This window comes from Haloferax sp. Q22 (assembly GCF_001482285.1).
In the GTDB taxonomy this organism is placed as follows: domain Archaea; phylum Halobacteriota; class Halobacteria; order Halobacteriales; family Haloferacaceae; genus Haloferax.
In genome coordinates this window covers 45,604-64,976 of record NZ_LOEP01000017.1, presented here as the reverse complement: position 1 = coordinate 64,976, position 19,373 = coordinate 45,604, and the positions used below count along the sequence as shown (strand labels likewise).

The 19,373-nt window shown below is 62.2% G+C and carries 14 protein-coding genes; 4 read left to right on the top strand and 10 right to left on the bottom strand.

All coding sequences use genetic code 11. The annotated features are described in order from the left end of the window. Window positions 1-4: 4 nt before the first annotated feature. Window positions 5-1,171, top strand: coding sequence for a Cdc6/Cdc18 family protein (locus AM590_RS07605; RefSeq protein WP_058826938.1), 1,167 nt, complete (start codon window positions 5-7; stop codon window positions 1,169-1,171). Between the two features lie 377 nt (window positions 1,172-1,548). Here AM590_RS07605 and AM590_RS07600 read toward each other — a convergent pair whose 3' ends face one another. After that, a complete protein-coding gene (locus tag AM590_RS07600; protein WP_058826937.1) occupies window positions 1,549-2,370 on the bottom strand; it encodes a hypothetical protein in 822 nt (273 codons plus the stop codon). Between the two features lie 377 nt (window positions 2,371-2,747). On the opposite strand from AM590_RS07600, the gene AM590_RS07595 reads away from it, so the two are divergent. Beyond that, on the top strand, window positions 2,748-3,617 hold the full coding sequence (locus tag AM590_RS07595) for a class 1 fructose-bisphosphatase (RefSeq protein WP_058826936.1): 870 nt from the start codon (window positions 2,748-2,750) through the stop codon (window positions 3,615-3,617). A gap of 688 nt (window positions 3,618-4,305) precedes the next feature. On the opposite strand, the gene AM590_RS07590 is transcribed toward AM590_RS07595, so the two are convergent. The 6 genes from AM590_RS07590 to AM590_RS07565 form a co-directional block, all read right to left on the bottom strand. Continuing rightward, window positions 4,306-4,539, bottom strand: a complete 234-nt coding sequence (locus AM590_RS07590) for a hypothetical protein (RefSeq protein ID WP_042666412.1) — start codon at window positions 4,537-4,539, stop codon at window positions 4,306-4,308. A 132-nt stretch (window positions 4,540-4,671) separates the two neighbouring features. Then, window positions 4,672-5,778, bottom strand: a complete 1,107-nt coding sequence (locus AM590_RS07585) for an oligopeptide/dipeptide ABC transporter ATP-binding protein (protein ID WP_058826935.1) — start codon at window positions 5,776-5,778, stop codon at window positions 4,672-4,674. Then, a complete protein-coding gene (locus AM590_RS07580; protein ID WP_157575442.1) occupies window positions 5,775-6,821 on the bottom strand; it encodes an ABC transporter ATP-binding protein in 1,047 nt (348 codons plus the stop codon). The genes AM590_RS07585 and AM590_RS07580 overlap by 4 nt, the downstream gene beginning before the upstream one ends. Window positions 6,822-6,863: 42 nt before the next feature. After that, complete coding sequence (locus AM590_RS07575; RefSeq protein WP_058826933.1) at window positions 6,864-7,877, bottom strand: ABC transporter permease; 1,014 nt, start codon at window positions 7,875-7,877, stop codon at window positions 6,864-6,866. Window positions 7,878-7,911: 34 nt separating this feature from the next. After that, entirely contained in the window at window positions 7,912-8,916 is a 1,005-nt protein-coding gene (locus AM590_RS07570; protein WP_042666418.1) for an ABC transporter permease, read from the bottom strand. Between the two features lie 21 nt (window positions 8,917-8,937). Then, the gene (locus tag AM590_RS07565) at window positions 8,938-10,536 is read right to left on the bottom strand and encodes an ABC transporter substrate-binding protein (RefSeq protein ID WP_058826932.1); all 1,599 of its coding nucleotides are present in this window, start codon (window positions 10,534-10,536) and stop codon (window positions 8,938-8,940) included. Between the two features lie 516 nt (window positions 10,537-11,052). Here AM590_RS07565 and AM590_RS07560 point away from each other — a divergent pair. Next, a complete protein-coding gene (locus AM590_RS07560; RefSeq protein WP_058826975.1) occupies window positions 11,053-13,203 on the top strand; it encodes a glycoside hydrolase family 3 N-terminal domain-containing protein in 2,151 nt (716 codons plus the stop codon). Window positions 13,204-13,909: 706 nt separating this feature from the next. Next, window positions 13,910-15,007: a TrmB family transcriptional regulator gene (locus AM590_RS07555; RefSeq protein WP_058826931.1), complete on the top strand. Its 1,098-nt coding sequence runs from the start codon at window positions 13,910-13,912 to the stop codon at window positions 15,005-15,007. A gap of 246 nt (window positions 15,008-15,253) precedes the next feature. On the opposite strand, the gene AM590_RS07550 is transcribed toward AM590_RS07555, so the two are convergent. The 3 genes from AM590_RS07550 to AM590_RS07540 form a co-directional block, all read right to left on the bottom strand. Then, window positions 15,254-16,072, bottom strand: a complete 819-nt coding sequence (locus AM590_RS07550) for an IclR family transcriptional regulator (RefSeq protein ID WP_042666421.1) — start codon at window positions 16,070-16,072, stop codon at window positions 15,254-15,256. 618 nt (window positions 16,073-16,690) lie between these two features. Further along, entirely contained in the window at window positions 16,691-17,947 is a 1,257-nt protein-coding gene (locus AM590_RS07545; RefSeq protein ID WP_058826930.1) for a M20 family metallo-hydrolase, read from the bottom strand. A 129-nt stretch (window positions 17,948-18,076) separates the two neighbouring features. Next, a complete protein-coding gene (locus tag AM590_RS07540; RefSeq protein WP_058826929.1) occupies window positions 18,077-19,339 on the bottom strand; it encodes an amidohydrolase in 1,263 nt (420 codons plus the stop codon). Window positions 19,340-19,373: the final 34 nt, after the last annotated feature.

Sequence of the window (19,373 nt, the reverse complement as noted above, 5' to 3'; positions counted from 1 at the left end):
CGACATGGACATCGAAGCGAGGATCAAACGTCGGCAGCGCCGTGACGGTGAGCCTCGCCTCCTCGTCGATTACGATTCGCTCTCGCCGGTTGCGCACATCGACGACCCGGTGAACTGCGGGCCGGTGTTGGAGCGACTGCTCGACTACCTCGACCCGGTGTTCGACGGCCACCTCCCGCCGAACGCCTACGTCTACGGCCCCAAAGGGTCGGGGAAGTCGGCGGTCGTGACGGCGCTTTTCGACCGCCTCGTCCGCGTGTCGAGCGTCAACAACGCCGCCATCCACACGACGACCCGCGTGCAGGCGACGTTTGCGCCGCGGTTCGTCTACGTCGACGCGCGCGAGACGACGAGCGCGTTCGCGTTCTATCACGCCGTGCTCGACGCGCTCGTCGACGAGTCGGTGCCGAAGCAGGGCATCAAGACGGAGGCGCTCCAGTCGCGGCTCAAAGCGACGCTCGACGGCCCGAAGACGGGTGCTATCGTCGCCGTCGACCACCTCGAAGAGCCGGGGACGCTCGACGGCGAGACGTTCGTCGACCTCTGTGCCGGGCTTCCGAGCAAAGTCAGTTGGTTAGCCATCGGGCGCTCGTCGCCTGACGAGACGGTGCTGACCGACTACACGGCCAGCGAGATCCAGTTCGAACCGTACCAGAGTCAGGTGCTCATCGACGTGCTGATGACCCGGGCGTCGGCCGCGGGGTCTCAGCGAACGCTCGACCACCGACTGGCTCGCGACATCGCCGAGTGGGCCGACGGCGACGCTCACGACGCGCTCGCGGCGCTGTTCGGCGCGGCCGATGAGGCGGCCCGGAACAGACACCAGAGCATCACCGCCGCCGACACCGCCGCGGGAATCGCCGCAGTGCCGCGGCCTTGTGTCTCGCTCGGCCGCGTGTTCGCGCTCCCGGAGAACCGCCAGCAGGTGCTCCACGAACTCCTCGCGTTACGACCCGACCAACAGGAGTCGGTGCAGGCGACGAGCCAGCACATCGCGAAATCGGTCGACCTCTCGGCGGCGACGGTCAAGCGCATCCTCTACGAACTCGCCGAAGACGGCATCACCCGCCGGGTCACGGCGGAGCGCGTCGACCGGAAGGGGCGGCCGCCGAGCCGACTCGAACCGCAGTTCCCGACGGTCGTGTTCGAACGCTTATTCGCCGCTCAGTAACCTGTTTCCACTGAGCCACAACGAATTTGTTATAGCGAATTGTCACGTACTAGTGTGAGGTTGACTGTTAAGCGACGGTCCACCGCTGGCGTCCTCGCTATCTGTTTTGGACTCCTTTCTACAATGATCGCTGTGGACGTTATTGGTGGCTATCTCTCGATGGAAGGAATGCCAATCGTGTACGGCCTTCTGGGACTGTCAGCAGTCGGGTCTCTCGTGTCGAGTTGGTTCAGCCGAACCTCCTCGTGGAAGTCTGTGCTGCTGTACGGAGCATTGACGTTTGGCAGTTCGATTATACTGTTTCTCTATCTGTTCTCTCTCACAGCTGCATGATGGTCCGTGACTCGACGCTGGTGCATCACGAGACGCCGTCGGTTTCAACCGATTCCCAGTCCGCTTCCCAACGCGAGGCTGGCGATGACCGCAAACCCGCCCGAGGCCAGTCCGTACTTCAGGACCTGCCGACGAAGACTGCTGTTGAATTCCTCGAATCCTTGGTCAGAAAGCACCAGCGGCGTCTCGTCGCTCCCGTGGAGTACGGGCCTGCCCTGCTCAACCGTGACTTCCCCGCAGACGGCCAACTCCTCGCCATCGACGATAGCTCTCGCCTCAAAATACGTATCATCGAGGCTCTCGTCGTCGGCGCCTAGATCCGAGCCATCTACATCGGCAACGGGTACGGCAATCCAGTGGTCCTCTAGTTGGATGTACTGCGATTCCCAGCTACGCTTCGACAGCCAGGTCGATACCGTCCAATCCGAAGACACTGTTGTGATGTCGGTGCTGCCGTGGGTCTGAGCCAACCAGTCTGTGTCGATCCAGATCTCGCGTTGACCGTCGTTGACGGTAAACGTTCCAGACTCAATTCCGGATGCATACGTAATCAGATTCATATCCGCTCCGAGCTCTTCGGCATCAAGGTTGTAGTTATACGACTCGGCTTTCTTGAGCCGCCACACGTACGCACCAATCGACTCCTCCTCGTCAATCGGGACTGAGTTGCTTAGTGGCGGTGAACTCCTGACGTTCACCGTTCCCTCAATGGCGACTGTCTCGCCACCGACGAGCGTTGATGGACTCTCGGCCTCGGATACCGACATCGAATGGGAGAGCATCCCAGCGGTGATCGCTCGGGAGCCAAACCACAACGAGCTAGCAAGAATAACTACCCCGAAGATAGTTCTGACCGCCTCAACCATATTCGACTACACTGCTTGGATATACATTATAGATAGGGCAGCGAGTCCCGATACAGAGGGCCTGTCTCACCAACACTGTACATACCGAGGTAAGCGGTCCATATTGAGTGCTGAACTCATAGCCGACTCGCGCGTCGTATTCAGCACGAGTCCAACAACCACCACCAGCGGAGGACTTCAACAGCGCCCAAGTCGAAAACCCGCCGCCAACTCCGTGGTCGATGCGGTGCAACGCTTACACGCGGGGACAGAACTATACTCCGTCCACGGTATCTGTAGGTGATGACGACCACCCCGACGCCCGTCCGCGCGCCGCCCGTCGGCGTCCCGTCGAATCGCCTCGGCGCAGCCGCGACTCCGCAGGGTGTATCGAACGCATGACAGACCCATCGAGTCGGGAGGACGACGTGGTCGACGCCGTCGTCGAGACGCTCTGTGCGGCCGCGCCGTCGATTCGGGCTGGGTTGCCCGGCCGACGCGTCTACGAGGAGGGCACGAACCCGAGCGGCGAGCGCCAGTTGGAAGCCGACACCTACGCCGACGAACTGCTGTTGAAGCGACTCCGTCCCCTCGACGGCGTCGGCGAGTACGCCAGCGAGGAGCGCCCCGACGTCATCGACATCGGTGAGGGCGTGTCGGTCGCGCTCGACCCGCTCGACGGGTCGACGAACCTGAAGCCGAACAACGTGATGGGGACGCTCTACAGCATCTACGGCGAACCGCTCCCCACGGGTGGCGAGAACCTGCTCGCCGCGGGCTACATTCTCTACGGCCCGGTGACGACGCTCGTGGCCGCCCGCGACGGCGTCGTCAGCGAGTACATCATCGAATCGGGCATCAAGCGCCCGCTCCGCGAGGAACTGACGCTCCCCGACGACCCCGCCATCTTCAGCTTCGGCGGCCGGGCCAACCACTGGTTCGACGACTTCGAGGCGTTCGCCCGCGAGACCGAACGCACCGAGGGGATGAAGCTTCGCTACGGCGGATCGATGATCGGCGACGTGAACCAGATTCTCCACTACGGCGGCATCTTCGCGTACCCCGCCCAGACTGACGCGCCGAGCGGGAAACTCCGACAGCAGTTCGAGGGCTTTCCCATCGGCTACATCATCGAGTGCGCCGGCGGGCGGTCGTCGGACGGCGAGAAGTCGCTCCTTTCGGGAACGCCCGACGGCATCCACGACCGCGTCCCAGTCTACATTGGCAACGACCCGCTCGTCGAGTCGCTGGAAGCGCGACTGCACTGACGGTCCAACTCAGTCGGTGATGGAGTCGCGTTCCGATACGAGGATAGCCCACTGAACCGAGCAACTCGTTCGTTGTCGTCTGAGTGATACGCCCGTTCCGAACATGGACAGAATGTCAAATATATTGATATTAAATTCAGATTTTGTTTGTGGGATTCACTCTCTAGAATACACGTCATCGACCGGCCTCGACAACCAACCGCCGAGGCAGTTTAAGATTTATAATATTGTTCAAACAGTTGAATATGGTGGTGGTTGTGTGGCTTTCACTCGAGGGGGTACGAACTCGGGACCGAGACCGATACTGGTGGTCGACGCCGAGAAAGACGCCATTCTGGTGATAATACGATACTGTCTGGAGCGGGTAGCGTACCCAGAACGGTTTTTCGGTGTCCAGTCAGATTGGAATCAAGAAGTAACTGGCTCAGTACACTTGCAAAATATAACCAATATTAAGCCGTCAAATCCGAGCATAGTTGACGAGTTTATCACCCACATCGCTGCTATCTCAGGCGAGTCATGCCTGTTGCCAGAACAGTGGTAAAAATATAAATATTCTGATGCTATTTCTATGTGGATGGCTTTCTTACATTATTGCCTAGCAGCGGTTGGGCGTCGCGTAGTTGCTACGCTTCTCGTGGGACTGGCTGTTCCCCACCGAGTGTTCGGCGCTGTCGCCAGTACTCCATCATTCCCCTACGGACCGCTTCGTACAGAGCCAAAAGCCGCCGCCGAACCCGACCACCGTAACCGCGACGAGGCCAATGTCGACGAGCGCGATCGCGTACGCGGCAGTTCCCGGTTCGAGATACAACAGCGAAAACCCGAGGAGGAGCCCCATCACGATGCCGATTGCGACGAACAGCGGGAACCGGTCACGCTGGTCGCAGATAACGTCGACAACTGTCTCTAATCGTGCCATACAGTGTCATGTCCAGCACTGATTATCAAGCTCTCGATTCGACCGATATCGATCGGATTCCGGTCGAGATGGGAGGACGGGTTCGCACCGGTGGCCAACGGGGGACGCGGAAGCGACAACCACTCATTCACATCAGTCACCCTCCTCCGTCAGCGGGTCACTATCCCAATAGGTGTGGTTCGGGTCGTCTCTGAAGCAGGCGACGCGATGGCCAGCGGCCTCGCCGGACTGTTGGAGTTGTGGGAACTCCTCCCGACACGCCTCACGGGCTTCGGGACAGCGCGTGTGGAACCGGCACCCGCTCGGTGGGTTGACCGGGTCTGGAATATCTATCTTCCGCATCGGCGGCTCACCAGCCTCGCCCGACTGTCGGGACAAGTTCGGCGTCGCCCAGCGGAGGACGTTCGTGTACGGGTGACTGGGGTCGCCGATGAGTTGGTCTGCCGGCCCGACTTCGACCAGATTTCCGAGATACATCACCCCGATTCGACCGTCCCCGTGTTCTGCGAAGTACCGTGCGTTCGAGAGGTCGTGTGAGACGAACACGAACGAGGTGTCGAACTCCGACTGCAGGTCGAGCATGAGGTCCATCATTTCGACCCGTAAGGAGACGTCGAGTGCGCTTATCGCCTCGTCTGCGAGGATGACGTCGGGGTTCATCAAGAGGACGCGACAGAGCGCCACGCGCTGTTTCTCCCCGCCGCTGAGCTGGTGTGGGTACCGGTCCGCGAAGTCCGCTGCGGGGTTCATCCCGACGCGTTCGAGGAGCGCGTGAATCCGCTCGCGGCGTTCGTTGGTCCCGACCTCTGGGTGAGTGAGCTTGATCGGCTCTGCGAGGATGTTCAGAATCCGCCGGTTTGGGTTGAGCGAACTCCCCGGGTCCTGATGGATGATCTGGAGCGACGACCGAATCTCGTCGAACGGTATCTCTCCGCTGCCGTCTTTCGCGGCCCAGATGTCCTGTCCTTTGTACGTCACCGTCCCGCCCGTCGGTCGCTGGAGTCCGATGGTCGTCTTCCCGAGTGTGGTCTTTCCACACCCGCTTTCCCCAACGAGTGCGAGGACGTCGTTCTCCTCGATGTCGAGCGAGACGCCATCGACTGCTTTGACCACGTCCGGGTCCTCGAAGAGGTCGAACAGCCCTTGGTCTTTTTCGAAGTGGACTTCGACGTTTTCGAGTGAGATGAGTGGCTCGTCGCGTTGGTCGAACTCAGTCGACGATTCGCCGGCACGGCTCACGACTCTCCACCTCCCGAGACCGGAACGGACTCCTCGGAACGGTCGAAGTGCAGCGCAATCTCGTCTCGTGCGTCTTCCGCGTAGTGACAGGCAACGGCGTGGCCGTCGTCGAGTTGCGTGGACGCCGGGTCTTCAACTCGGCACTCTTCGGTGGCGAGTGGACATCGCGGTGCGAACGAACACCCCTGTGGAACGTTGATGGGTGCTGGACTCTGTCCCTCGATTGGTCGCATCTCTCCGAGCGGTGCTTCGATGTCGGGCGTCGCATTGAGCAACGCTCGCGTGTATGGGTGCCCACTATTCGCGATGAGTTGCTCACGGTCGCCGACCTCGATGAGTTGGAAGGCGTACATGACGGCCATCCGGTCGGCGAGTTCGGCGACCAGCGGCAGGTCGTGGGTGATGAACACCATCGTCAGGTCGTACTTCTCCTGTAGGTCCTCGAGGAGCGTCAGAATCGAACGCTGCATCAGGAGGTCGAGTGCGGCGGTCGGTTCGTCCATCACGAGGACTTCGGGTTCGAGGATGAGCGACAGGGCGATGAGTGCCCGCTGTTGCATCCCGCCGGAGAGTTCGTGTGGGTACGACGTCAGCACACGGTCCGCGTCGAGGTACAGGTCTGAGAGGAGTTCGCGGGCGAACTCCATTCCCGACGTAACGTCGGTGTCGTGGGCCTTCAGCGTCTCTCTGAAGTGTCCGCCGATCTTCATCGTCGGGTTGAACGAACTCATCGCGCCCTGGAAGACCATCGACACCTCCTCCCACCGAAACTCTCGAAGTTCGTCGTCGGAGAGTTCGAGTACGTCGACTGTGGTCCCATCGTCGCGGTGGTAGAGTATCTCACCGGACAGTCGTCCGGGGTCGGGGATGGCATCCAGCATCGAGTCGGCGAACATCGACTTGCCGCTTCCGCTCTCGCCCACGATGCCGAGAATCTCGCCGCGTTCGATAGACATGCTCACGTGGTCCAACACGAACGTCTCGCCGCCGTCGTACGTGACGGCCGCGTTGTTGATCTCGATGATTGGGTCGTCTGTCGTCATAGCTGTCGTAGGGGTCGTCGTTTCACGTTGTTTGGCAGTCATCTACAGAACCTCCGTCATGCCGGTGTCTTTCTCGTCGGCCGAAGCAGTCGACTCAGACTCCCCCGTCAGCCGAGTGCGAACGCGCGGGTTGAACACGCGGTCCATCCCCTGACCGAGGAGGATGAGGCCGACCGAGAGGCCGATAATCGCGGCCATCGGGACGAGAAGCCAGTGTGCGGCACTCCAAGAGAACAGGGCACCACCATTGTACGCGAAGTTCAGGGTGACGCCCCAGTTCTGGTCGGAGTACGGCAACACGCCGAGGAAGAACAGTCCAATCGATGCGAACACGACGTACCGGGCGGCGAACACGAAGTTGACCGTCACGTACGGCATGATGTTCGGAATCACGTCCTTCAGGATGATTCGCGGCGTGCTCACGCCCATCGTCCGGGAGGCTTCGACGTAGTTGTTCTCTCGAATCGTCAGCACCTGTGAGTGGATCGACCGGCCGAGGCCAGCCCAGTAGTTGATGTTGATGACGATTCCGAGCAGGATCGGGTTCTTGGGATTGAACGTAATCGCGAGAATCATCACCAGCGGGAGCCCGGGGATGGCCATGACGAAGTCCGACACCGACATCAACACGCGTCCCACCGAACCACCCTTGTACCCAGCGACGGTCCCGACGAGGACAGCGATACCGGTCGCCCAGAGTCCTCCCGAGGTGACCATCAGCAAGATGTCTGGAGTCGAGTGGATGATGAGTGCGGCGAGGTCCGTCCCCGACGCAGTCGTCCCGAGCGGGTACTGCATGTTCTCGAACAGCGTCAGGTACCGCGGGGCCTGACTCGTCGAGGGCTCTCGCCAGAGACCGAAGACGGCCACGAGCGCCAACGACACGTAGAACCCGATGATGAGCAGTCCGAGTTGGGTTCTGCTGTCCGACCACGCGACGAGCATCGGTTTCAAGATCGTTTCCTCGTAGAACTCTCGAAGTCGCTCCTCGCGCGTCACCGTCACCGACGACGAGGCCGACCCTCGCCAGTCGACCCCGGCACCGTCCGTAACCACTGCGCTGGACTCCGCTGCGCTGGACTCCGCTCTCTCAGTACGCTTCATCAGAACCTCCGGCACTGATTCGCGGGTCGATCTTGCTGTAGGTCAGGTCGGCGATGTAGACGCCGACGATGAGCGCGACGGTGATGACGAGGAACGTCGCCATCATGAGCGGGTAGTCGTTCGCCTTCAGCGCGGCGAACATGTAGTAGCCGAGGCCGGTGTACGAGAATATCTGCTCCAGAATGACGGTCCCCGACAAGCGGAATCCGAGGAGCAGCAAGAACCCAGTGTACATCGGAAGGATGGCGTTTCTCGCGACGTACCGAGTTGCGATACGGCGGTCGGCGAGTCCGCGGAGCCTCGCGACCCGGACGTAGTCGTTACCGAGCACCTGGATACTGTTCCCGCGCATGGCCAACGCCTGCCCGCCAATCCCGCCCAGCGTGTACGAGAAGATGGGCAAGAGACTGTGTTCGAGTGCGCTGAGCAAGAACGGGACGCTCAGTTCTTTCTCGACGTTGGTCCCAACTGTTCCCGCTGTCGGCAACCATCCCCACTGGTACGCGAAGACGTACAGTGAGATGACGGCGACGACGTAGAAGGGGACGGACATGAGGCCGATCGAGACGCCACTGAACGCCTTGTCGAACCGCGAACCTTCCCAGTAGGCCTGTAACGACCCAAGGAAGATACCGACGGCGAACATGAGAATCGTCGACACCAGGACGACGAACACCGTCCACGGCACCGCTTCGGCGATGACCTGTGCCACCGGTTCGCCCAGCGAGATTGACTCGCCGAAGTTCCCCTGCGCGACGGCACCCATGTAATCCAGGTACTGCCGCCAGAGCGGCGCGTTGGGGTTGATGTTCTGGAGATTCGAAATCCGGGCGTCGACCTCCGATGCCGGAACACCCTGCCGAAGCAGTTGCGCGCGCAACTGCGTGAAGGGGCCGCCTGGGAGGAGGCGAATCAGCCCGAACGTGAGCGTCGCGACCGCGAAGATAGTCGCGAACACCCTGGCCGTCCGACGGACGTAGTAGTTACTCATGGTTACGTTGCTCCACTCCGATTATTGCTCGGCCATGAGGTGTCCTTGGCGCGGGAGCCACTCGCTTGGCCACTTGATCGCTCGGTCGTCGCTCCCTTCCGCCGGGATGTCCCACTCGTCGTTGGTGAGCCACGACTGTTCGAGCTTCGCAACCAGCCCCAGTATTGGAAGGTTCTGGTTGTGGTGCCAGGCGACACGCTTGATGAGTTCCTCCGTCGTGGCTCGGTCTTGCGTGGTCGAAATCTCCTGTGCCACCGAGAGTGGGTCGATAGTCATCTCGCCGCCATCCATCCCGGGGACAGTCTGTTCGCCCTCCGGGAAGTTGTGGCCGCCGTCGATGTCCGGGTTAGTGAGCTGCCAGCGGAGCGGGAAGTATGGGAACGCCGACCGTGCACCACCGGGCATCCAGTAGAACGCGCCGATCTTGAAGTTGGACTCGATGTAGCCGCCGTAGAGATCTCCCGTCGGCTTCTGGCTGATTTCGAAGTCGAAGCCGAACGCGTTCAACTGGTCGACGACAGTGTTCGTCGCCGTGGTCCAGTCCGTCCAGCCAGCGGGGGTGTAGTACGTCCCACCGAGGGTTCGACCGCTGCTGTGCGTCCACGTGCCGTCTTCCTTCGAGTAGCCGGCCTCGCGGAGGAGCGCAGCGGCTTTGTCCGTCTGCGACGCCGCCACGCCGTACCCCTCGAAGGAGTCGTACGCATCACCGAGCCACGATTCCTGGTCGTCCGGGGCGATACCCGTAACCTTCGGTGCGGGCGCTTTCGTTCGCGGCCCTGCGTTATCAACGACCTGCTGGCGGTTGATGACGTGAGCGACCGCCTGCCGGACGTTTCGCTTCCCGAAGTCGGGGTCGTCGTGATTGAACAGGACACCGTACCCCCATTTCGCAGAGATAGTGACTTCTTCGACGGAGTCGGGGAAGTTGTCGACGATCTTCGGCGGCGCGAAGAGGCTCGTGACGAAATCGAGTTCGCGGCCCATCAGGCCCTGTTGGAGTGCGGTGTTGTCTGCCCGCGAGAGAAGCGAGATGCCCGCGAAGTTGATGTTGTCAGCGCCGTAGTATTCGGGGTTCCTCGTGAGTTCCCACGACTGCTTCGACTTCGACGCGACCGAGAAGGGACCGCTCGCAACCACGTCTCCTTCATATTTGAACTGCTGGAGTTCCTCGGCTTCTTTGTCGAGGAAGCGTTCGAAGGTCGGATGGTGCGCGAACAGTCGGAGTGACCCGTTGGCGAGCGTGTGTTTGATGACCTCCGGGTTGGATGGTCGCTTGAGGTTGAGAACGACGGTCTTGTCGTCTTCGCCCTGTTCGACGCTCTCGGTGAAGTCCCAAAGCGACGCGTTCATCTTCTTCATCAGGCGGAACTGTGTCAGGACGTCACGTGCAGTCACGTCTTCGCCAGTATCCCACAACAGGTCGTCGCGGAGCGTGAGCGTCACCGTCTGCCCGTCGATCGACCACGAATCGAGCGCGGCTAGCTCGAACTCACCGGTCGCAAAGTTGTAGGCCGCGAGCCGTTCGAAGACGAAGTTCCCCGCTCGTTCGTCGTAGTTCTGTGTCGCCTCCGGGTTTAGGTGTAGGTTCGTCGGGACGCCGTTGTTCGTGGCACCGACCATCTTCTTGTCGAGGACAGTCGTCCCACTCGACTCGGAATCGTCACCGCCAGTCTCGTCCCCGTTGGACCCGGTCGTGTCCCCGTTCGACCCACCGTCGTCAGTCGTTCCCCCTCCGGTGGAAGTACCGCTACACCCCGCAAGGGCTGCGATTCCGGTTGTCCCGGTTAGTTCGACGAAAGTGCGCCGGCTGATCAAGTCGCTAAAGCGGTCAGTACTGTCTGACATGGCGTACTGATAACAAACCATAGCCATTATTAATAAATATTTGGTTAGATGCGGTAGTTCGTTGTTGTAACGCTCCCGAGAGCGCCACCCGAACACGTCGGCGTCGGAGGGCACGACACGGTTTCGCGCTCGTCGCGAAACACGACCGTCTGCGCGACGATAGCCACGCGTTGGCAAATGTATAAGTAGTAGTGGTCTTCTCTTCGCTGTATGCAGTCAGAAAGCAAGCATCCCCCCTACAGAGATGAGACTCTACCGACCGACAAGCGCGTCGCGGACCTTCTCGACCGAATGACGGTCGAAGAGAAAGCCGGGCAACTCGTCGGCACGTGGGCGGGAGAGCTCGACGAGTTCAAATCGGTCGAAACGGTCGAAGACGAAATCGTCGAATCCGGAGTCGGCGCTGTTGCGTCGTTCGGATGGGCCGGGGCGCTCGACTCTCGAATCGACGACGTGGTCGAGACGGTCAACCACCTGCAAGAAGTCGCGCTGTCGAAGACTCGACTCGGCATCCCGCTGTTGTTCAACGTGGATGCTGTCCACGGTCACGCGTACGTCGCCGAAGGGACAGCGTTCCCGAACGGACTCGGGATGGCGGCAACGTGGGATGAAGACGGCGTCGAGAGCGCAGCAGCGGCCACTGCAACCGAAGTCCGAAAGTCGGGGGCACAGCAGAACTATTCGCCCACGTGTGACGTTGCCCGAGAGCCGCGGTGGGGTCGCACCTTCGAGACGTTCGGCGAGAGTCCATTTTTGTGCGGACGGATGGCGGGTGCGATGGTACGCGGATACCAGGGCGACGGTCTCGGCGACCCAACCGCCGTGGCGGCAACCGCGAAACACTTCCCGGCCTATAGCGAGCCCGCACGAGGGGAAGATACTGCCCCCGTCGAAGTGTCCTCGTACCTCCTTCGAAACGTCTTCTTACCGTCGTTCGTCGACGCGATTGACGAGGGAGTCGCGTCCGTTATGCCCTGCTACAACGCAATCGACGGGAAACCCGCACACGCCTCGCGCGACTATCTCACAGACCTTCTCCGAGGGAAACTCGGGTTCGATGGCACCGTCGTCTCGGATTGGAACGGGGTCCGAATGCTCCACGAAGACCACCACGTCGCGAGCGACCACCGTGAGTCGGTCCGAATGACTCGCAACGCTGGACTCGATGTCGCATCAGTCGATGCGGTCGCGCACGCGGACCACCTCGTCTCGCTCGTCGAATCGGGGGCGGTTGCAGAACACGTTCTCGACGAGAGCGTCAGGCGCGTCCTCGACCTCAAATTCCGGCTCGGGCTCTTCGAAGACGCGTTCGTCGATGCGAACGAAGCGCGAGATGTCGTCGGTGCCGATGCGCACCGGGCCGACGCGTTAGCGACCGCGCGGAAGTCGATGACGCTCCTGCAGAACGACGACACGCTCCCGTTGGACCCCGCTGCCGACGTCCTCGTCGCTGGGCCGAACGCGGACAACCCCATTCACCAACTCGGTGGTTGGAGTGTCCCCGACGAGGCGGGCACCGATGTCATCTCAATCAAAGACGGAATCGAATCCGTGTGTGATGGGACGGTGACCTACGAGCAGGGAACGACGATAACCGAAGCGGTCGATATCGACGCCGCAGTCGAAGCGGCGAAGGATGCGGACGTCGCAGTGGTCGCCGTCGGAGAAAACTGGTATATCCACGAGTTCGGGCCGACCGCGGAGAGCGGGACCGCTCCCGACGAGTTTCCGAACCGGACCACGCTCGAACTCCCCGATGCGCAGCGCGACCTCGTGACGGCGTTGTACGAGACGGGGACGCCTGTCGTCGGCGTCCTCGTCACCGGTCGACCGCTGGCCGTGGAGTGGATGGCGGAGCATCTCCCGTCGCTGTTGCTGGCGTACTACCCGGGGACGATGGGTGGCCAAGCCGTCGCGGAGACGCTCTTCGGGGCGTGCGATCCCGGCGGGCGATTACCGATTTCGGTCCCCCGGTCCGCGAGTCACCTTCCAACCCGGTTCAATCACTTCCCGCACCCGGCACCGATCGGCCCCGACGAGCATCTTCCGTCGTACGACCCACTCTTCGAATTCGGTCACGGGCTGAGTTACACTGCGTTCGAGTTCGGCTCGATGACCGTGACGGACGAACGGATGTCTCCCCACGGGACCACGACAGTCGAACTTCCCGTGGAGAACGTCGGGGATCGACACGGTTCGACCGTCGTACAGGTGTACGTCACCGACCAGGCTGGAACGCGCATAACCCCGGTCCGGGAACTCTGCGGGTTCGAGCGTGTCTCGCTCGACCCCGGCGCTACAGAGACGGTGTCGATTCCCATTGATGCGGCATCGATTGGGCGCGTCGACGAAACTGGGAGAGTGTCGGCGATTCCGGGTGAGTACACCCTTCGTATCGGCGAGCAAGACGTCACGATCACCGTCGAACCGAAATCCGACTGACCGACCCCGTCGCGGACTGAAGACCCCGTTCCGAGCGAGGTTTTTTGCGGCGATATCCTTCCTGGCAGTTCTTCGTCGAGAGCTCAGCCAAACGGTTCCTCCCGCTCGACGATGCGTCGAGAACAGACGCGGAACTGTCTCCTGTGAGCCGTCGCCCCGGGCTTTGTGAACGCCCTCATGGACGCCTCTGGACTCTCATTCGGTGTTTTCCGGAGGGCCCCACTTCGTGACATTCGACCACATGAAACATACATAATATTTTCATCAGGTCATATAGACTAGTGTTTGAGAAAATAACTCAGAGTACAATGATGTCTGTGAGAGTTCTCATCGTCTTAAATATGGCTTTAGAACCTCTATTCTTGATTCTCTGTTTCAGATTGATTCGAACTATAAGACATCATACACAAGCAAATTTTCTGTATAGGGTGATGAAAAATAAGTTCACTGACATCACAAACGCCTGCTTGACGGCTTCTAACGGCGTATTTGTCCGTGGCGGGTGAGTCGGTTCGTTCCTCGGTCGGGACGTGAGGTCGTGACGTCGGCTTAGCTGTCATATTCTAGAGTGTCTCTGGGCTGGAGGGCACAGTACCATTACAAAATTACGCCCGTAATGTTGGTACTGGTCGAACGCAACCGGCTCCTCGAAAAAGGGTCGGGCATCAGCGAAGTATTCATGGTGAATGATGGTGTGAGTGCGAGTATGGACCGCGAAACGCTGACGAAAGCACTCGAGTACGCGGACCTCACGTCGTACCAAGCCGACGCCTATCTCACACTCCTCGAGATGGGCGTCTCGCCTGCTATCGAAGTGGGCCGTGAGAGCGCCGTCCCCGTCTCGCAAGTGTACGACGTTCTCCGGAGCCTCGAATCGAAGGGGTACGTCGAAACGATCGAACGAGAGAAACTCTACGTGCAACCGTGTGACCCGGAGGCGGCGATGGCAGACCTCGAAACTAGGGGCGAACTCCTCAACGAGGCTGCCGAAGCGGTCCGCGAGCGATACCGGACCCCCGAGCGGATGGACGCGCGAGTCGGCGTCACCAAGCGTGTCGAGACAGCCGTCGAGAACGCACAGGAGCTCATCGACGACGCAGAAACCGTCGTGGAGGTTGCCGGGTCGTTCGAACAACTCCAGTCGCTCTCCCCAGCGCTCCAAGCGGCCCGCGACCGAGGTGTCGTCGTTCGTGCGTCCGTCTACATCGACCAGGGCGATGAACCGCCAGCAGCGTTCGACCCGAGTGGGGTGCTCTCGGAACTTCGTGTGTGCACCATTCCGGGACCGTTCCTCGTCGTCATCGACCGAAACCGGACGTGTTTCGGACCGAACACGCGCTCCGACGAAGACTACGGCGTCCTCGTCTACGACCGTATCCTGCCGTTTGTCTTTCACTGGTTCTTCCTCACCTGTCTGTGGAACCTCTACCCGACCGTCTACCTCGACGCCGAAGACCAGTTCACCTACGTGACCATCGAAGAGTTCATTCGAGATATCGTCCCGCTTTGGGAAAGCGGGTTCGAACTCGGGGCCACCGTCGAAGGCGTCGATCTTCCGGATGGAGGAGAGACGACTGTCGAAGGGAGCGTCGCCGACATCTCGTTCTACGGAGACGAGCGACCGCCGTCACGACTGGCACTGTCTGACCTGGGAGCGTACAAGAACCTCACACTCGACACGGGCGATGAAACGGCCGTCGTTGGCGGATGGGGTGCCGTCTTCGAAGACATGGAGATACGGACGATCACCTTGGAGCGTATCGACATCGGAGAGACCCCGTTCACCCACGAGAGACGAGACTGACCGGTCAGTTCTCGCCCGCTTCGAACGGCCGCCGACGGCTGCGGGACGGTTCTCCGACTCACAACACCGACGGTATTCACACACCTGATCGTGTTTCCATGACGGCTCGAGGACGAGCCCCGGTGAGACAGTCGAAACGGCGGTCAGAACGCCGATCCTCTCGACCGAACACCGTACCCGAAATCGAGTGAGATGCCGCAAAAGATTACGGGCATATCTATGTCATGGCAGTCGAGGGTGGGCGGCTCAGTCGAAGCGCCCGGCGTTCGAACTCCGCGCGGCCATGTTCATGTTCACCTCGATGATGTTGGCCGTGCTCGTGACCATCTCGGGGATGGTGTCGCGGAACTGCTCGCCCTTGATGCGACTCGTCGGTCCGGAGACGCTCAGCGCGCCGAGGACGGTGCCGTTGCGGTCGCGGATCGGCGCGCCGACCGCGCGGAGGCCCTCGATTTCCTCCTCGTCGTTGCAGGCGTACCCCCGCTCGCGGATGGCGTCGAGCTCGTCGAACAGCGCGTCGCGGTCGGTAATCGTCGCTTCGGTCTTCGCCGGCAGGCCGTGTTGGTCGACGATTTCCTCCACCCGACTGCGCGGGAGGAACGCGAGGATGGCCTTCCCGGTCGACGACGCGTGGAGGTTGTCCGGTCGCTGAATCTTCGAGCGCTGGTACTGGCTGCCGACCGCGCGCTCGCCGCGCACCTTGAGCAGGCTGATGCGCAGACCGTGCTGTTCGGTCGAGAGGTGGGCGTACTCGCCGGTCTTCTCCGCAAGCGCCTCGACTTCCTCCTTGCCGACCTGGTAGAGTATCTGCTGGTTGCGCACGTACTCGCCCAGGAGGAGGAACTGGAGGCTGAGATGGTAGCTGTCGTCTTCCTTGGCGACGAGGTTGTTCTTCCGCAGGGTCGCGAGGTGGTTGTACACCGTGGACTTCGAGAGGCCCAGATAGTCGACTAACTCGGCGACGCGCGCCCCGTTCAACTCCTCGAGCGCCCGGACGACGCTGACCGCCGTGTCCACCGTGCTCAGCGTGCGGGACGGCGCATCGGTGTTGGGGTTCTCGGGCATGCTACGAGAACGTCTATCGGGTGTCATAGCTGTTCCGAATATCTTGCAATCGAAACGTGATGGGGACAATCGGTGTTGAGACCGCCGCTCGAAGGCGGCTTCGGTCGATACTTGTCAACCCCAACTCGAAACCGGAGCCGCCCGCCACCCTCGCCCAGCGCGAGCGCGAATGTGCGTCTCCCTCGAGACACACCGGAAGTGACGGCCGCCGCCCTCGACCTCACTTGTCAGATGCGTGGAATCGGCTTCTCCGCGGATACTCGGCCGCTCGGTGACGCTATTCGCGGTCGAACCACACACGACTCGGAGAACCGTTGTATTTGATGACAACACCGCGGAGCAGAGCGAATGGCTGCAGGTTTCGCAGGGTAAACTCGATGATTCACGAGGAGAGGGTTCGACTGAAGCGGGACGGAAAAACTGTGGTTCGCGTTCGAGCGCCTCCAGACCGCCGGAATACGAACGTCTGCCCGAGAGACGGTCCAGTTCGGGGCTGCGTGCCACATATCGAGACAGACACCGCGGCCGCGACGGAATCGCGACAGAGACGCGAATCTGGCCGTGAACTGTCTGAAAACGGGACCCTAGTTCACAACGAGGCAGGCCGTCGGCCGCAACTCACGCGCCGGCGAGGCGTGCGAGCGTCCCCGCGAGAACCGACGCTGCGGTCGCACAGTCCGCCCAGTCGGTCCATTCGCGTGGGTTGTGCGAGAGGCCGTCCGCGGACGGAGCGAACAGGAGTACGGCATCGGTTACCTCGGCAACATTTGCAGTATCGTGCATCGCCGCGGAATGCATGCGTTTCGCGTCGATATCCTCGGCCGCGGCGGCGTCGTGGGCGGCGCCGACGCAGTCGTCGGCCATCTGACTGGGGCGCTGGTCGCGGTAGCGGTCGAACGTCGTCTCGACCGGGTGGGTGGTTTCGAGGCGCGCGAGCGCGGCGTCGGCCCGTTCGGCGATAGCGTTCATCGCCCGGTAGTTCACGTCGCGGATGTCCATCTGCAGCGTGACCTCTCCGGGGACGATGTTACGCGCGTTCGGGGCCACGTCGAACTGGCCGACGGTCCCCACGGCAGTCTGGCTCTGGCTCTGCGCCACATCGTCGGCCGCGGCCCGGAAATCGACGACGAACTCGCTGGCGGCGACCAGCGCATCGCGGCGCTCGTCCATCGGCGTCGCGCCCGCGTGGTCGGCCTCGCCGACGATGTCGGCCGCGCAGGTCGTGATGCCGGTGATAGCGTCGACGACGCCGACCGCCGCGCCCGCGGACTCCAGCACTGTTCCCTGTTCGATGTGGAGTTCGGCCCACGCGTCCCACGCCGCGGCGTCGATGGTGTCAGTCCCGCGGAAGCCGATGGCGTCGAGGTGGGCGTCGAGGGTCGTGCCCTCGGCGTCTCGGAACGCGAGCGCGTCGTCGGCGTCTCGCGCCCCCGTCGCCACCGACGACCCGAGCAGGCCGTGCGAGAAGCGCGCGCCCTCCTCTTCGGTGAACGAGACCACGTCGATTGGGCGGTCGAGGGCGAGGTCGGTCTCTCGTTGTTGGAGCGTCCGAACCGCTTCGAGCGCCGCGTAGACGCCGAGCGGGCCGTCGAAGATGCCGCCCTCGGGGACCGAATCGAGGTGACTACCGGCGGCGACGGGGGCCGCGTCGGGGTCGGCTCCGGCGGGAACCCACCGCCCGGCGACGTTACCCACGGCGTCGATGCGGACCGAGAGGCCGGCGTCGCGCAGTCGCTCGACGAGGTACTCGCGGGCGCGGCGGTCGGCGTCGCTCCCCGTCAGGACGGTGCGGCCGCGTCCCGCCGGCGCGTCGATGTCGCCGAAGCGGGCGTTCGCTTCGATGTCCTCGCGGAGTCGCTGCTGGGAGGCCTGCATGTGCGACTCAACTCGCAAACGATGTCTAATAATTGTGTGTGTTCGTGGCAGATTCTACGGGGCGACGGCGGCGATGACGGGTGAGACGCGCGGCTGGTCGGGGTCGAACAGCCGGGTCGAATCGCCGCGTTAGAGCGTTCGAATCGTCTGACACACTACGTCGACGCCGATGTCGAGGGCGTCTTCGTCGATGTCGAACCGCGAGGTGTGGTGGCCGAACTCGTTGCTCGCACCGATGCCGACGTAGGTCGCCTTCCCGCCGTGTTCCTGTACGCGCCGGATGAGGTAGGAGGCGTCCTCGCTGCCGCCGATGTCGAGTCGCGGGACCGTTTCGGTCACGTCGTCGAGGTCGGCCGCCGACGCGAGGACGGCCTCAACCATCTCGTCGTCGGCCGTGAACGTCGCCGTCTTTCCGTAGAGGCCCGTCTCGACCGACACGTCGTGCATGCCCGCGGCGTGGTCGAGCATGCGTCGCGCCTTCTCGAGCATGTACTCGTTCAGGTCGGCGGTCCCGCCGCGGACCTCGACGCGGAGGCGCGCCTCTTCTGCGATGATGTTCTGCGGATTGGGGGACTCGAACTTCCCGACGTTGATGCGGGTCGTCCCGTCGGCGTGGCGCGGAATCCCGTAGAGGTTCTGGACCGCGGTCGTCGCCGCGTGGAGCGCGTTGCGCCCCTCGTTCGGCGCGTTGCCCGCGTGGCTCGGCGCGCCCTCGAAGGTCACGTCGAGTTTCGCGTTCGAAAGCGGGTTCTCGTAGGCGGCGATGACCGTCCCCGTGGGGTTGCCGAGGCCGAGGTGGAGCGCGAGGAAGTAGTCGATGTCCGCGAGCAGGTCGGTCTCGCTCATCGGCTTGCCGCCGCGGCCGCCTTCCTCCGCCGGCTGGAAGAACAGTCGGAGCGTGCCGTCGAATCCGCCGTTGTCGTCGAGGTCGCGGGCGATGCCGAGGCCGATGGCGGTGTGACCGTCGTGGCCGCACGCGTGCATCTCGTTGGGGTGCGTGCTCGCGAAGCCCAGTTTCGCGGGGCGATGTTCCTCGTCGCTCGATTCGGTGCGTTCGAGGGCGTCCATGTCGACGCGGACGCCGACAGTCGGCCCGTCGCCGAAGCGCTTCTCGGCGACGAGCCCCGTGATGCCGTCCATCCGGTCCAGGTAGGCCTCGGGTGCGCCTTCCTCGCGTGCGCGTTCGACTGCGGCCGCGACCGCGTCGTCGTCGGGGACGCCCAGTCGCTCGTCTTCGGCGACGGCGTGCGGGCCGAGGTGGAGTGTGAACTCGCGGTCGTCGAGCGCGGCGGCGATGAGGGCTGTCGTGCGGAACTCCTTCCACCCGGACTCGGGGTGGGCGTGAAGGTCCTGTCGTAACTCTCGCAGGGAGAGCGTGCTGGCGTACGCCATGAAGCCGACATTGCAACCACCCGGTTAAACTGTT